Origin of the sequence: Flavobacterium salmonis (assembly GCF_903819435.1) — a bacterium.
GTDB lineage: Bacteria > Bacteroidota > Bacteroidia > Flavobacteriales > Flavobacteriaceae > Flavobacterium > Flavobacterium chungangense.
This window is the reverse complement of record NZ_CAIJDP010000090.1, coordinates 266,405-280,198: the sequence shown is the minus strand read 5'-3', so window position 1 is coordinate 280,198 and position 13,794 is coordinate 266,405. Positions and strand designations below refer to the sequence as shown.

Below are 13,794 nucleotides of genomic sequence, written 5' to 3'. Positions count from 1 at the left end.
TCCACCTGCACCTCCTGTAGGGGTATTAATTGAAGCCGCTCCGTTCGAGCCACCATTACAAGATATATTGGTTTGTGAAGCGGCAGTAGCTACTAGAGCCGTTGGTTGTGTAATAGTAAAGTCTCGAGTAGCGGTACATCCGTTAGCATCTGTTACCGTTACCGTATAGATTCCTGCGCTTAATCCGGTTGCTGTAGCAGCTGTTCCACCCGAAGGCGACCATGAGTAGGTATATCCACCAGCACCACCCGAAGCAGTCACTGAAGCTGAACCATTAGATCCACCATTACATGAAACATCTGTTTGAGATGCTACGACAGCGTTTGGCGCCGAGTAGACATTTAGAAAATCTGAAGGTGAACTATTTTCACTTGGGCTGGAGGCAACAGTTCTTATCTTGTAGTTAGCACCTCCAACAGTAGATATTGGAATTACAGCTGATAATTGACTCGCACTTACGACAGTAGTCGTTAAAAATGTCCCAGGAAAATTTCCGTTTACATCTGATAATTCCAATGTGTAGGAATTTGCTATATTTCGCACTACGGGGTCTGAAAAATTAACAGTCACATTACTTCCAGTACAAATAGGATTAGGACCAGGTGAATAGGATACAAATTGACTTCCAAAAATTTTGAAAGGTATTCCTACTTGGTATACGCCATTAGTTAAGGTGCCTGTATAACCGGTATTATTAAACTGCTTTGCATCTCCTGTATTACCAGTGCCCAAAATACTAATTTGCGGAGCAAATGGCCCTGAAGCCAATGAGCCTGTTAGCCCCCATTCAATCCAATGTGTTCCTGGTTGAATTATGGCACCAATCGAAATCCGTATTCTCATTATCGGACGATTATTATCAAGCAAACTAGCGTTTTCTTGAACTCGATAACAATTTGTAAAATCAGTCAAGATCATTCGATTAGTGTTAAAATCACCGAATTCTGATATAGCTGTTCCACTGCTAGGGTCACTATTCCAAATTTTAACAACACCACTTGTAAACGTGGATGAAACCGAACTTCCAGTTTGGTAAGCAAAAACATCAACATAGTCTAAATACCATGGCGCAGAATTAGTAAATTGATCAGTTAAACGAAAATTACCTGCGTTGTTAACAGAGTACCCTAATGTACTATATCCTAATGTAACGTTTTGCATTACAGAAACATCTGAACCCCCAAAACCAACACCGGTATTTGTCGTAAAAGGGCCATTATCATATAGAAGCTCTTGCGCTTTTAAATTGTTTGTTATGAATATTTGGATTAAAAACACAATCAAGAACAATTTGAAAAATTTAGAATTCATAAGAATTTGTAGTTTTACATTAATTTTAAATATTTATTTCCCTTTTTTAATATCTTCCTTTATTAAATTTCTTTATGTCGAAAACCTTACTATACCATTACAATAATTTCTTCCTCTCTTAGTGTCAACTGGTATTTTTGGATTGCTTTAATTAATAAACTATTTTAGAAATCTGATTGGCTCCCATTACCGAATAGTTGGTTCCTCCAGTTACGTCAATAGCTGTTTCCATAACATTAAGGACCATTTGCCCAATCGATGCCTACTAATTAAAGTGTAAGTTTAGCACTGATAATATCAACAAACTTCAATTGTAATTCGTTTTTAAACTTTGATATTTAATAAAAAAAGCCACTACATAAAATGAATATAAAGTCATTTTTTATAAGCGAGGGAATATTTTTTTTAATTTGCTGGCAAATGTATAAAATACTTTATAAATGTTAAAATCGATTTGTATTATTTGCTTTTTCCTCTTTCTTTGGTTTTAATCAATCCTGTCCTAAATAAAATTACGGCATATCAAATTCGGTCATTTCATTGTGTTTAGCCTTTGAAATGGTCATTTTTCAAAAAAAACTGTATGTTTTCCGGGGGAGGCTCTAGGTGTTCTTCAAATGGTTTATCTAGCCATTTTGTAAGTCAATTTTAACAAAAGATTCAAACGTATAAAAGCTACTACATAAATACCAGTCAAATTTTGATTGAGCTTTTAGTGCTTTTAGAATGAGAATGGTAATTAAAGTTGTCCAGATTTGAATCATAACCACATTTTTGGATGTTCCTATAAACGATTTTATGTGAAGTAACTGCTTTATCTCTCTGAAAAAGATTTCTACTTTCCAACGGCTTTTGTATAACTCCCCAATGGCATTAGGCGACCAATGAAACTGATTTGTAATTAGTTCTATGCTATTTCCAGACAAAATCGTAAACTTTTTTGAGGGCAAAGAATTACTTATCGAGGCCTTTTGTTTCCATAACCCTTCGACTCCTCTCAGGGGTGAAAATTGTTTCTGCTTTGCCTCGGAGTTTATTCCTCTTCTTCGTCTTTGTCAGAGTATATTAATTTGCCTTCAATGACCAGATGGTGTAATTCGAAGATTAGTTTTTCGACGATGAGGTTCATTTGACTGACCTGTTCTTTGCTGAGTTTTGACAGTTTGTGGTGGAGGCTCATGTGTTTGTCTGTGTAAAGAAAAATGTCTGTCGGGAATTGTTCGAGCAGGTAATGGTATTTTCTTATGTCGGGGTCTGCATAGCTGCACAGCTGCCATAAGGACTGCGCGGTCAGGTAATGGGGCAGGTAGTATGTTTTGACGAAAATATAGGTCCTGCAAAACGACAGGAAAAACAAGGCAAACAGGTAGTCTAAACCCTGGTAGTTTTGTTTGGGATTGCCGGCTATTGCAAAAAATTGGAGAGCCACATTTTTGGCTGCTTTATAGTGAAAATACAAATCGGCGTGCGAGGGTTCGAAGGGTACTTCCCAATGCAAATCCGGGTGGTATGGGGCGGATGACCAGATGAGGTTCTGATCCTGAATGATACCGGAAAAGAGATGCTGATACTGATACAAATTGTTCTGGATCCAGTAACGGCTGTGGCTTAACAGTACAAAATCGTATTGGTTGCCCATTTTGCTTTTGAGGGAGTGTGTTAGGGCTCTTACTTTTTCGTTGCCAACGGTATTGGCAATAAGCAGCAGGTAATAGGTTGTTTTTCTCCGTAAGTGATTTGATGGAAGGCGTAAATTTGCTCGACTTCTACCGAATTTAGGATGTTTTCGATGGTGGCGTCAAGGATGCTGTCTTTTGGTTTGTTCTCAATTTGACAGGGAACTTCGTGTTTTTTAGCGGCTTCTTTTTTGATTTGTTTCTTTAATTCGGCAAAACGTTCTGTGGCTAGGCGAAGCAGATTTTGTTCGCTGTTTTCAACTGCCTGATACATTTCGTCTTTATAGATTACATCACCCCCTGAAGCTGCTTGTTTTGCTTTTTCAAAAAGGGCTGTCAGGAAATAGTGGTTCCGGCTGTTTTGGACAAAGTATTTTTGAATTTCCGGAATGCATTTGGTCAGGTTTCGGATTCTTTCATCAAGACTTAGGGTGTTGCAAGTGTTTCCGGTATAGAGTTCTTCTAAACATTCGATGTCGTATTCCAGCAGTCTGGCATAGGAGGTAAAGACACTGTTTGAGGCGCCTTCTGCCATGAGGTTTTAATCTGCCATTTCTGAAGTTCGTGATCGTGGTAGAAATTGTTTTGATAGGCATTCAATTTCTTCTTGTATTTTTTCCATTTCGCTGTACTGAAAACAGCTTCTTCTAATTTTTCATTTTGATAGATCACAGCAGCCGGACGGCAGTAAAATGCAGTGAAAGGTGCGCCTAAAGCATACTGATGATGCAGTTTTGAAGAATAGACCAAAGACACATTGATCTGATACTGGTTTTTTTCTTTGGCGACCCATTTACTCTGCCGAAGCTCCTGGACAGAGGTGTTTTTTTCGGTATGGATGATGAGTTGTGAAAACAGAGGCGAAGGCTCTACGGTAAAAAAGACCTGAACGATGCTGTGCTGACTGACCAACTGGCGCAGGATGTTTTCTAGATATTCGTTTTGGAGTTTTGGAAATGAAAGTTTTGCTGCGGTTTTCATACTGTTGCGGTTTTAAGGTTTTGGTCCGGATGGTTGAAATAGACATATACTGATTCTGTAAACAGTCTGGTCATGGCAAACCAAACCATCAGGTGGAGGTGTTCCTGCAGTTCAGGGTCATTCTCCAGCAGTAGGGCGTTTTGGGTATCAAAATCGAAGTGCTGTATTTTTTGCCGATACTTTTTATAATAGTCTACTCCTGTGACTGTTATTACTACAAGGAGCAATTCGTTTATGAATTCTGATGCCGTAATCGATTTTAAAATATACCGGAGACTGTCAAAATGCTTCTGAGCCGGATTTGGGTTTTCTTTTAGGTCATCACAAAAGTATACCAGTACCTGCAGACACGAAAGAATTCCTGCGGTCCTGATGTCCTGTTTGTTAGTATCAGGGATTTCCAGATTGCCTGAAAGCAGTTCTTCTAAGTCGTATTGCTGCAAGAGGTCGGGATAGTTGTCGAATATTCTATTGACACCGGGGTTTTTGAGTTTTTCGAGCAGTGCTGTAATTCCTTTTTCGAGTTTCAGTTTTTCCGGATGCTGCAAAAACATACTCAATGCGGTTTTTGCCTGTGCAGGCGTTATTAGGAGTCTTTTTTCTGTCTTACCGTTTTTATTCTTTTTCATAGTGAGTAGCTTACGATTCACGAACGAAGTTCTATTCTTTCAAAAGGATAAACTATTCCTGATTTGGATATACTATCTGACAAAGGGATATTTTACGGATATTTTTTTATCTTTGAAATTCACACTTTTTAATGCAGATGGCTTTATCTTTGAGCCTTCAGAAATTGTACTCGATATGGAACAAAAAATACATCAGGGAAGAAACGTAAAGCGTTTCAGAGAAATGCTTAACATCAAGCAGGAGGCATTGGCTTATGATCTGGGAGAAGACTGGAATCAGAAGAAAATCTCTATGCTGGAGCAGAAAGATGTAATTGAGGATAGTCTGCTAAAACAAATCTCAGCGGTATTAAAAATTCCGGTTGAGGCTTTTCAGAATTTTGATGAGGAGCAGGCGATAAATATTATTTCTAATACTTTTGGAGATAATGCTTGTGTTGGAAATCCTAACTCTACTTTCAACTTCAATCCTATCGAAGAGCTAAAAAAACTTCATGAAGAAAAAATTGCATTGTATGAAAGAATGTTGAAGGAGAAAGATGAAATGATGGTTAGGCTTGAGAAATTGATTGGGAAATAAAATGATAACATTTTCTCTTCTTATTATTATTTTCGGTATCACATCAATTGTTTTATATGCAGTAAAAAACAATAAAAATCCAAACGAAAACCGCACCATTCTAAGGTCATATGATTTTTCCAAAGGTAAAAATGAAATAAATACTATAAATAATTATGAAAATAAAGAGCATTTCATTCTAGATTATCAATATAATTATGAAGTAATAGCAATTCATTTTGATGAATATAATAAGAAAACCTATCAATTGACATCAAGAGATTACTCTTTATATTTAAAATTATACGACCGTGAACTTAATTTTTTGAATGAAATTGATTTAAAACTTGATCATTCTCCTGAGTTTACCAAAGATGTTGTAATAGAAACATTTAGAGAAGATGATGAAGATTACACGATAATAGTTCTGATTAATGCTGACAGCATCAATTATTACCATTTTGACGCTGATGGAATAAAAATTTATAAAAAATATTTTTCAGTAACTAATAATGAAACCTACCTGATTTATCATAGAGAAAATGAGTTTATTCCGATTCTGGATGAATATTATAATTACAAACCCATAAACATATTTTGGAAGAAGGATGAAGTTTCTTTTGAAGTTTTATTGAGTGATGATCTGATTTATCCAGAAAAAGAATGGTGTGGTTATGAGTACATTGAATCAGTTACAAAGACGAACATAACAAACCAATTTGCTTTTATAACGCATCATGCAAATTATGGTGTTCAAGGCGTAAAAATATTTAAAATCAATCATTCAAAAACTATTGATTTGATTTATGATATGGATGACCTTGACTTTAATGGAGCATTTCATCATTTAAGTTTTAATTCAAAAGGAGATCGTTTTGTAGTACTACTATATACGAACGATAAATTTTATAACGATAGTTTTTCTATTTTGGAATATTCTGTCCTAGATAATAAAAAACCAATACGAATAATTAAAACTAAATATGCTTATTGGGAATTTGGCACATTACATACTCGTTATCTTACGGATAGATTGGTTTGTGTGATAAGAAATTCTGATATAATAGTCTACGATTTAGAATTCGAAAAATTAAAACAAAGACTTAAAAGAGATGTCAATTCTGCATTTTATGTAGGAAACGGTATTTTAATGTATCAAGATGATAATGAAGTTATAGTCTTATCTTTTTAAGAATTATAGGTTTTATACCCGATCCCCACTGGCGGGAGCGTCTCGCTCGTGAACTTACGATTTAAATTCAGAAATATGTTTTCGGTAATTATGGTCAAAAATAATGTAAATTGATTTTATGCATTGAGTGCACGAGCGAGACGCTCGCGCCAGCAGAGGGAATTTAAGTTTGATTATATTAATGGCGCAATTGAAAATAGTTTTGAAAAGATTGACACTGAGACAAATCTTCTCTTGTCAATGGTAATAAGGGAACATATTGCTGATATCGTCGAAGGAGGAAAAGATGCTTTTAAAAAGAGAGAACTTAAGTATCGTTTCAAATAAAAAGTATATTTTAAAAGAATTTTAAAATAATTAAAGACCACATTCATATAAATAAAAAAATGTCAGATAAAAACCTCAATCTAACTATAGACACTAATTTAAAAATTGATGATTTAATTTTAATTAAACGTTTGGAAAACAGTGAATTTCTCCCTAATATTAAAACTGTTTTTAATAAGATACAACCACTCCTTGATAACCAAATTCCAAAAATTTTTGGAAGTTACACCCTTCACAATATTGACCATTCGATTCGAATAATGGATTATATGGCAGATTTAATTCAAGATATTAATTCTTTGAGTGAATTAGAAATTACATTGTTAGTTTATTCAGCATTGCTACATGATATTGGAATGGCTGTTAGCACTAAGGATATTGATTTAATTAAAAAAGATAGTTTTTCTGAAATTGACATTAAATTTTCATCAATGAAAAAAGTGATGAATAATAACGAAGAAATCGCACTAACTGAATACATTAGGAGATACCATTCATTTCTTTCTGCTAAGTATATTAGAGAAAATCTTAATGAATATTTTCAAATACCTGGTCAGATTACTGCTTATTTCACTGAAGATCTTGCACTAATTTGTGAAAGCCATACAAAAGATTTTGATTGGATATCTTCAAGATTAACTCAAAATGACAAAAAGGGACATTTTCACTACAATTCACAATTTATTGCCTGCATATTAAGATTGGGAGATATCCTAGATATTGATTCTAGCAGAACCCCATACAATTTATACAAAACTGTTGATCCAAAAGGAATTAGTGAAGATGAATGGAAACAACATTTTGTTATTACAAACAAGAAAAAAATTGAGTTTGATACGGTCAAGAAACAAAAACAAATTGTTTTTCACGGTGAATCTCCAAATGCAAATATCCATCGAAAAATTCTATCATATATCGATTGGGTTGAAAAAGAACTTAATGGCTCAATGGATCTTACTAACAAAATGCCTAATCAGTATAATATCTTATTTGATTCTTCTCCCAAAATTTATATCAGACCAATAGGTTTTACATTTTCTGAATATAAAATGTCTCTTGATTATCATGCAATTAGTAGACTATTGATGGGAGATAAAATTTATGGTAATAAATCACTCGGTCTTCGTGAAATAATTCAAAATTCCCTTGATGCGTGTAGAGTGAGGCAGGAAATTGAAAAAGAAAAATTTCAGTTTGGTGATGACATCTACGAACCTAAAATAAAAATTATTCTTGATGCTAAAAATAACATTGTCATAATTAAAGATAATGGGATCGGCATGTCAATGGAAATAATAAAAAAACATTTTTTAAATATAGGTGTTTCATATTACAATTCAACCGATTTTAAATTAAGAGATTTAAATTATAAACCTATCGGAAATTTTGGAATTGGTTTTTTATCCTGTTTTATGTTATCAGACAATGTGAAAGTTATAACAAGGAATTTTAAAGATAAAAGTAAATTCACTATTGAACTGGAGAAGAACAATGAATATACATCGTTAACTCAAATTGATGATTTTACATTTGAAGGCACAGAAGTAATATTAAACTACATGAATTTCATGAATATCTTTGGTAATGATGCAGATACAATAAAGGAGTTTTTAAATCAATATTTTTTGACTGATGAAATTAAAATAGAATTAATTAACAAAAGCGAAGAGATCACTCATGAAATCGTAAATTTAATAAACATCGAAAATCCTAATAATTGGATTAAAATTGATTTCCGCAAATATTTGAAAGATATTGATGGTTATATAATTCTTAAAAAGAATAAAGACTATATAACTAACATTGATGATTTAGATTTTAAAGGTGAAATTTATACTTATGACGATATAAATGGAATTCAGAAAATTAATTTACAAAACGACATCAATTTAGAGGATTACATAGATAACAATCAAATTAAATACATAACAATTCCATTAGTCGAAGAAGAAGTTGAAGAACGTTTTCTCACAGGAATCGCATTTACTGATTCAAATGTTGATGATGTTATTCAAAAATTGGAACGAGAGTTAAAATGGATCTCAATAATTGTTAAAAAGGATCTTCAAAAACTAATATATGCATGCACATTTGATGATGAAGAAAGTGGTATCCTTGAAAATCTAAAGTTGAAAGAATTATATAAGTTAGGACATTCTGAAAGATGCAAAACATCGATATTTACTGAAACAATTAATATACATGAAGGCAAAAAGAGGGAATTATATCTAACATTCAATAAGGGTGACAAATATATTTATTATTCTAGGAATCAAGATAAAAAAAGAAAAGAGCTATTTGTTAGAAGCGTTTTAATTAAAGACTTTAGATTTAACCTCCCATATTCAGCTTCATTATTTGAGATTGAAAGTTTAGTGCTAAATATTAATTCACGACTTTTTATACCCGATATCTCAAGAAATAATTTTGATCAGGTAACAATTGATGAAATTAATTATATAGTGGGTAAAGCAATTCACACGGGTATATTGGAAAACTTTCAACTGACCGAGGATAAAAAAAATGCTCTAAAAAGTTTTATAACTAACTATTACGAAAAGATTACTGGATTTGAAAAAGAAGATTGAAAAAATTATTAATTCAATATGTGATATATAATAGTTAGAATTTACATAAAGGAACACAAATATTTAAGAAGGGGAAAAAATTAAACTCCTCCGCTGGCGCGAGCGTCTCGCTCGTGAACGTACGTTTTGAATTCAGAAATACGTTTACGGTAATTATCGTCAAAAATAATGTAAATTGATTTTATGCATTGAGTGCACGAGCGAGACGCTCGCGACAGCAGAGGGATTTGATTAAAAAAAAGAAATATGAATAAAGAGATTTTTATAAATTTTCATAATTTATCTTATGATAAAGAAGTATACATATGGGAGAAAAAATCAGACTTTGATAATCCCGAGGATATTGAAGAATTCTTTGAATGGTTTGAAATAGAAATTAAGGTTATAGATTTTAATTTAGAAAAATCACAATTATTAGCCGAAGCATTTATTAACGATTTATTTGTTTTAAAAACAAAAAACATACTGAATGCAGATTTAATTGACTTTCTTCAATATATAATCTCTGTTTCAATACTAAGAATTGTAACTAGCAATAAAATCTTAAATTACTGTTATGGCTGGATATGTAATTCTCTTAGTAGAGATTTATCTGAAACTTTGCAAAGACAATATGAACCACTAAGAATTGTAACATTTTTTGCTTCAGATAATATATTTATTAAAAAAAATGTAGATATATTTTTTCTAACCTGGAGTGAATGTCTTTTTTATTATTCCAGATGTAGTGGTGGTCATATTGAGTTATGTGATATTTATTTGAAGGTTTATTTTGTAAGAATAATAAACTTATTTAGCCAGCATCTTTTTTTAGAGGAATTAATTCCTGCTTTAGCAAATATTTCAACTTGGTGTTTTGTTCACAAAAAAGAGAGTCAAAATAAAATTGCAAGTGAAATATTGTTTAAAATTTATAATTTAAATATTTCACAAAGCTCTAAGAAAATGATTGCTGTAAATTTCTCTTGTAGAAAAAATAGTTATAACCTATATTCAAAAAAAGAATGGTGTGATATTATAATTACTTCTTATTTAGATATTTTACACCCTCATGAACATCTTCAAATTTATGCTAATAAATTTGAAGATAATGTCGATCAGTTAGTTGAAAATCTTGAGGTTTTGTTTTTATGCTTCGATAAATATTATGAATATCTTGATGCACACGATGATGATTTTAAAATTAATTATGAATTATCAAGACTATATAATAATTTATTAAATTCACTCCACCTTCTTATACAAAACGGAAAAACCGAAATTGCAAGTGAAATAATTTGTAGATACTTTAGGATAGATTATGATAATATATTTAATAAAAAAATTCTCTTCATAATACCAAATAGTCCAAATGGTGTATTATATTCAATTGATAAATCACAGATTATTACTGATACTAATACACTTGAAAATATTCCTCAAATAATTACATTCAATAATCAGTTTTTTTCGACAACAAATACTCTGCATGATTATTCAGATTTTCAATATGAAAATCCATATAGGTTAGGAGCACCAATAAAAGAGAATGCAAATCAATTTTTAGAAGCAATAAAAAAGCATTTTAACTTTAAACAATTATTGCAAGTTCCAAGGTTAAATGAAATTAGTGGAATGCATTTGTTTTATGGTGTCCAATTACCTATTCAATCAATAATATCAAAAGAATTAAATATTCTATTACCTATAATTCAGAGTTTTGAGAAGCCAAATGAACAAAGAAAAATCCGCAAGGTTTTGGTGTGGGAAGGCGACACTATATTAAGCCAAATAGAAAGTGTAGGAATTGTTAATATATTTAATAAAAAAGGAATTGAAACTGTAATATTAAAATTCCATTTATCATCAAAAGAGGAATTTTTAGAAAAATATAATGATGATAGTTTTGATTTAATTTGGATTTGTTGTCATGGAGAATTTAATCATATGGAAGCCCATAAATCATATCTAGACTTAGGGAATAATATTCACTTTAATTTAGACGAATTGAATTCATATAGTTTAAACACATCAGATAGAAGATTAATTGTAGTTGATGCTTGTGATGGTGCAACAACATCATTAATCAATAGTCCATTATCATTGGGTATTGGTTCTGCTTTAGTTTGTTCTAAACAGTCATTAATTAGTCACCAATGGCCTATTGATAATTACTCGGCATTAATTTCAGGGGTTATATTAGCGTCTTATTTGTCTGATGACTTAAATTATTCAGAGGCTCTAAATAAAACAATTAATCTTTTCTATTCGGGGAAGGAATCTGTTGTAGAAAGAATTAATGAATATTGTAGTGAAGAAGACGTAATAGAAAGAATTGAAAATAGTAGGGTAGATTTCCAAAACTTTTACAGCTGGGGATCACTAGCTTATTTAATATAATTAAGATTTAAAAATGGCTATACCAATAAACATTGAACGAGAGCATATTTTTCAGGCAATACTTAGAATAGAAAGAGAAGGAATTCCTCCACGACGAGGTGCAAGAGAATGGGCTGTTGATTATGAAGGGATTATTTATCCTTGTAAACTATTGATTTCATGGGAAAATCTATATGTTAATGGTGAAGAACTTAACCTAGATCCAAATAATTTTAATACATATGATGCACAAGAATACCTAAGAGAAAAGGGATTCAACGTAATTCAAAATAATTAAACAAAGAAATGAGCAAAGAAAATTCAGTCAATACCTCAAGTATAGTATCCAAAGTATGGGCATTTTGCCAAACCTTTAGAGATGATGGTGTAGGCTATGGCGATTATTTAGAACAATTAACTTATTTATTGTTCTTAAAAATGGCAGATGAATACACAAAACCACCTCATAATCGAAAAATGCCTATTCCTGCAGAATATGCATGGGAAACCTTAACTAATAAAAGTGGGACAGAATTAGAATCCCCCGCTGGCGTGAGCGTCTCGCTCGTGAACGTAAGTTTGTTTCATAACACAAATGCTCAATTAAACACCAATGCTAAATATAAGCACAAATATTCAATTGAGCACTGTCGTTCCACTATTGCAAAGCCCTTGTTACAGGCAGTGTTTCTTTTAGCGTTTAATAATTTTGTTTTTAAATCCCGTAAAGTCCCCCCATTACAGAAATTTTTTCCCCATTTATCCAGTATGAATCATCAGAAGCAAGAAATGCTACCACTTTTGCAATGTCTTCAGGTTTACCTGATCTTCCAAGTGGTGTTTTGGAAATCATAAAAGTTTCTGCTTCGCTTCCTGCCATTCCAACGGTATGATAACCTTCTGTTTCTACAATTCCGGGTAAAACAGAGTTGATACGAATATTCTTTCCTGCAAATTCTTTGGATAATGAAATGGTAATAGCATCTAAAGCAGCCTTTGTAGCTGAATATGCAGCACCGTTTGGCATTGGCGTATTACTGGCACCTGAACTTATGTTAATTATGTTACCGCCTGCTTTGCCAAATAGTTTTAAAGATTCGTGAATTGTCAACAATGAACCTAACACGTTAATATTAAATTGCTGGTGAAACGAATCTTCAGTAAAATGCTCAATTGACTCAAATTGATAGATACCCGCATTGTTCACCAAAATATCTAATGTCCCAAAAGCATTTTTTGTTTCTGTAAATAACCTTATCACATCTGATTTTTTGGATACATCACCTTGAACTGCAATAGCATTACCACCATTGTCAGTAATCACTTTAACTACTTGCTCTGCATCTTCTTTACTTGATGCATAGTTTACGACTACACTTGCACCTTCTTCTGCAAGATATTTGGCTATTGATGCGCCTATTCCTTTTGATGCTCCCGTAACTACAGCAACTTTGTTTTTTAATTTACTCATTTTTTACTTTTTTAATTTGTGAGTTGCAAAGTTAGAAAGTGAAAGTATACTTTTGTAACTTTGTATCGAAAAGTAATTGTATCATTCAGGGAATCAAGTAACCTAAAAGTAACCAGTAGTATGGAAAAAGTTCAGTGTTTACAAGAGAATAAGAAAAACTTAATAGCAATTCAAGATTCGATGGATGTGCTAAGTGGTAAATGGAAAATACCAATAATATCTTCTATTTGTTATTATAACAAGAGAAGATTTTCGGATATTTTAAATGATGTTGTTGGTATTTCCAATAAAATGCTGAGCAAAGAACTGAAAGAATTGGAAGTAAATAAAATAGTCAACCGTACTGTTTTGGATACACAACCCATAAGTGTTCAATATGAACTTACAGAACATGGTAAAACATTACAAATCATTATAAACAATCTATCAGAGTGGGGACAAACTCATAGAAGAAAAATTATTGGAAAATAATCGTCAGAATTATTCAGTAGCCCCACTAGTGCTCGTTTGCAACGAGTACTTGCTTAATTTAAAAGATGAATTGTAGCGTTTGTAATGCGGTTTATTAAAATAGAATTCTTATAAAGCTATTTTTTACATAGGCATTATCTCAAAAGCTGCGTTGCAAAAGCTTTATTTAGTTTTACAAGTAAGTAGGTACTTGTTGCAAACGAGCACCAGATGATTATCAACTCATAAAAA

Annotated in this window: 14 protein-coding genes and 1 pseudogene; 8 read left to right on the top strand and 7 right to left on the bottom strand. The window is 32.3% G+C overall.

Annotated features, from left to right (window positions below; all coding sequences use genetic code 11):
• The 6 genes from FLACHUCJ7_RS24900 to FLACHUCJ7_RS24875 form a co-directional block, all read right to left on the bottom strand.
• The coding region (locus FLACHUCJ7_RS24900) for a SprB repeat-containing protein (protein WP_180910933.1) at window positions 1-1,311 on the bottom strand (1,311 nt) is incomplete at its 3' end.
• A 626-nt stretch (window positions 1,312-1,937) separates the two neighbouring features.
• Complete coding sequence (locus FLACHUCJ7_RS25675; RefSeq protein WP_379781307.1) at window positions 1,938-2,237, bottom strand: transposase; 300 nt, start codon at window positions 2,235-2,237, stop codon at window positions 1,938-1,940.
• Window positions 2,238-2,344: 107 nt separating this feature from the next.
• Entirely contained in the window at window positions 2,345-2,950 is a 606-nt protein-coding gene (locus FLACHUCJ7_RS24890; protein WP_180910932.1) for a hypothetical protein, read from the bottom strand.
• Between the two features lie 29 nt (window positions 2,951-2,979).
• Complete coding sequence (locus FLACHUCJ7_RS24885) at window positions 2,980-3,522, bottom strand: hypothetical protein (protein ID WP_180910931.1); 543 nt, start codon at window positions 3,520-3,522, stop codon at window positions 2,980-2,982.
• A complete protein-coding gene (locus FLACHUCJ7_RS24880; protein WP_180910930.1) occupies window positions 3,450-3,968 on the bottom strand; it encodes a hypothetical protein in 519 nt (172 codons plus the stop codon). Before FLACHUCJ7_RS24880 ends, FLACHUCJ7_RS24885 begins: the two co-directional genes overlap by 73 nt.
• Window positions 3,965-4,597: a hypothetical protein gene (locus FLACHUCJ7_RS24875; RefSeq protein ID WP_180910929.1), complete on the bottom strand. Its 633-nt coding sequence runs from the start codon at window positions 4,595-4,597 to the stop codon at window positions 3,965-3,967. Before FLACHUCJ7_RS24875 ends, FLACHUCJ7_RS24880 begins: the two co-directional genes overlap by 4 nt.
• Before the next feature lie 175 nt (window positions 4,598-4,772).
• On the opposite strand from FLACHUCJ7_RS24875, the gene FLACHUCJ7_RS24870 reads away from it, so the two are divergent.
• The 7 genes and pseudogenes from FLACHUCJ7_RS24870 to FLACHUCJ7_RS25505 form a co-directional block, all read left to right on the top strand.
• Window positions 4,773-5,177, top strand: a complete 405-nt coding sequence (locus tag FLACHUCJ7_RS24870; RefSeq protein ID WP_180910928.1) for a helix-turn-helix domain-containing protein — start codon at window positions 4,773-4,775, stop codon at window positions 5,175-5,177.
• A 1-nt stretch (window position 5,178) separates the two neighbouring features.
• Complete coding sequence (locus FLACHUCJ7_RS24865) at window positions 5,179-6,348, top strand: hypothetical protein (RefSeq protein WP_180910927.1); 1,170 nt, start codon at window positions 5,179-5,181, stop codon at window positions 6,346-6,348.
• 123 nt (window positions 6,349-6,471) lie between these two features.
• Window positions 6,472-6,675 carry a hypothetical protein gene (locus FLACHUCJ7_RS24860; protein ID WP_180910936.1) on the top strand — a complete coding sequence of 68 codons (204 nt, stop codon included), beginning with the start codon at window positions 6,472-6,474 and terminating at the stop codon, window positions 6,673-6,675.
• A 59-nt stretch (window positions 6,676-6,734) separates the two neighbouring features.
• Complete coding sequence (locus tag FLACHUCJ7_RS24855; protein WP_180910926.1) at window positions 6,735-9,263, top strand: HD domain-containing protein; 2,529 nt, start codon at window positions 6,735-6,737, stop codon at window positions 9,261-9,263.
• A gap of 246 nt (window positions 9,264-9,509) precedes the next feature.
• Window positions 9,510-11,642 (top strand): CHAT domain-containing protein, encoded by a 2,133-nt coding sequence (locus FLACHUCJ7_RS24850; RefSeq protein ID WP_180910925.1) that lies wholly within the window; start codon window positions 9,510-9,512, stop codon window positions 11,640-11,642.
• 13 nt (window positions 11,643-11,655) lie between these two features.
• The gene (locus FLACHUCJ7_RS24845; RefSeq protein WP_180910924.1) at window positions 11,656-11,919 is read left to right on the top strand and encodes a hypothetical protein; all 264 of its coding nucleotides are present in this window, start codon (window positions 11,656-11,658) and stop codon (window positions 11,917-11,919) included.
• 8 nt (window positions 11,920-11,927) lie between these two features.
• Window positions 11,928-12,131, top strand: a pseudogene (locus FLACHUCJ7_RS25505) (type I restriction-modification system subunit M N-terminal domain-containing protein); the annotation flags it as partial.
• A gap of 205 nt (window positions 12,132-12,336) precedes the next feature.
• Here FLACHUCJ7_RS25505 and FLACHUCJ7_RS24835 read toward each other — a convergent pair.
• The gene (locus tag FLACHUCJ7_RS24835) at window positions 12,337-13,092 is read right to left on the bottom strand and encodes an SDR family NAD(P)-dependent oxidoreductase (RefSeq protein ID WP_180910923.1); all 756 of its coding nucleotides are present in this window, start codon (window positions 13,090-13,092) and stop codon (window positions 12,337-12,339) included.
• Between the two features lie 120 nt (window positions 13,093-13,212).
• On the opposite strand from FLACHUCJ7_RS24835, the gene FLACHUCJ7_RS24830 reads away from it, so the two are divergent.
• Window positions 13,213-13,563 carry a winged helix-turn-helix transcriptional regulator gene (locus FLACHUCJ7_RS24830; protein WP_180910922.1) on the top strand — a complete coding sequence of 117 codons (351 nt, stop codon included), beginning with the start codon at window positions 13,213-13,215 and terminating at the stop codon, window positions 13,561-13,563.
• Window positions 13,564-13,794 lie beyond the last annotated feature (231 nt).

Excerpts from the sequence above, each read along its gene's own strand:
- FLACHUCJ7_RS24890 (WP_180910932.1), bottom strand. The coding sequence starts at position 2,950 with ATGGGCAACCAATACGATTTTGTACTGTTAAGCCACAGCCGTTACTGG.
- FLACHUCJ7_RS24885 (WP_180910931.1), bottom strand. The coding sequence starts at position 3,522 with ATGGCAGAAGGCGCCTCAAACAGTGTCTTTACCTCCTATGCCAGACTG.
- FLACHUCJ7_RS24880 (WP_180910930.1), bottom strand. The coding sequence starts at position 3,968 with ATGAAAACCGCAGCAAAACTTTCATTTCCAAAACTCCAAAACGAATAT.
- FLACHUCJ7_RS24875 (WP_180910929.1), bottom strand. The coding sequence starts at position 4,597 with ATGAAAAAGAATAAAAACGGTAAGACAGAAAAAAGACTCCTAATAACG.
- FLACHUCJ7_RS24870 (WP_180910928.1), top strand. The coding sequence starts at position 4,773 with ATGGAACAAAAAATACATCAGGGAAGAAACGTAAAGCGTTTCAGAGAA.
- FLACHUCJ7_RS24865 (WP_180910927.1), top strand. The coding sequence starts at position 5,179 with ATGATAACATTTTCTCTTCTTATTATTATTTTCGGTATCACATCAATT.
- FLACHUCJ7_RS24855 (WP_180910926.1), top strand. The coding sequence starts at position 6,735 with ATGTCAGATAAAAACCTCAATCTAACTATAGACACTAATTTAAAAATT.
- FLACHUCJ7_RS24850 (WP_180910925.1), top strand. The coding sequence starts at position 9,510 with ATGAATAAAGAGATTTTTATAAATTTTCATAATTTATCTTATGATAAA.
- FLACHUCJ7_RS24845 (WP_180910924.1), top strand. The coding sequence starts at position 11,656 with ATGGCTATACCAATAAACATTGAACGAGAGCATATTTTTCAGGCAATA.
- FLACHUCJ7_RS24835 (WP_180910923.1), bottom strand. The coding sequence starts at position 13,092 with ATGAGTAAATTAAAAAACAAAGTTGCTGTAGTTACGGGAGCATCAAAA.
- FLACHUCJ7_RS24830 (WP_180910922.1), top strand. The coding sequence starts at position 13,213 with ATGGAAAAAGTTCAGTGTTTACAAGAGAATAAGAAAAACTTAATAGCA.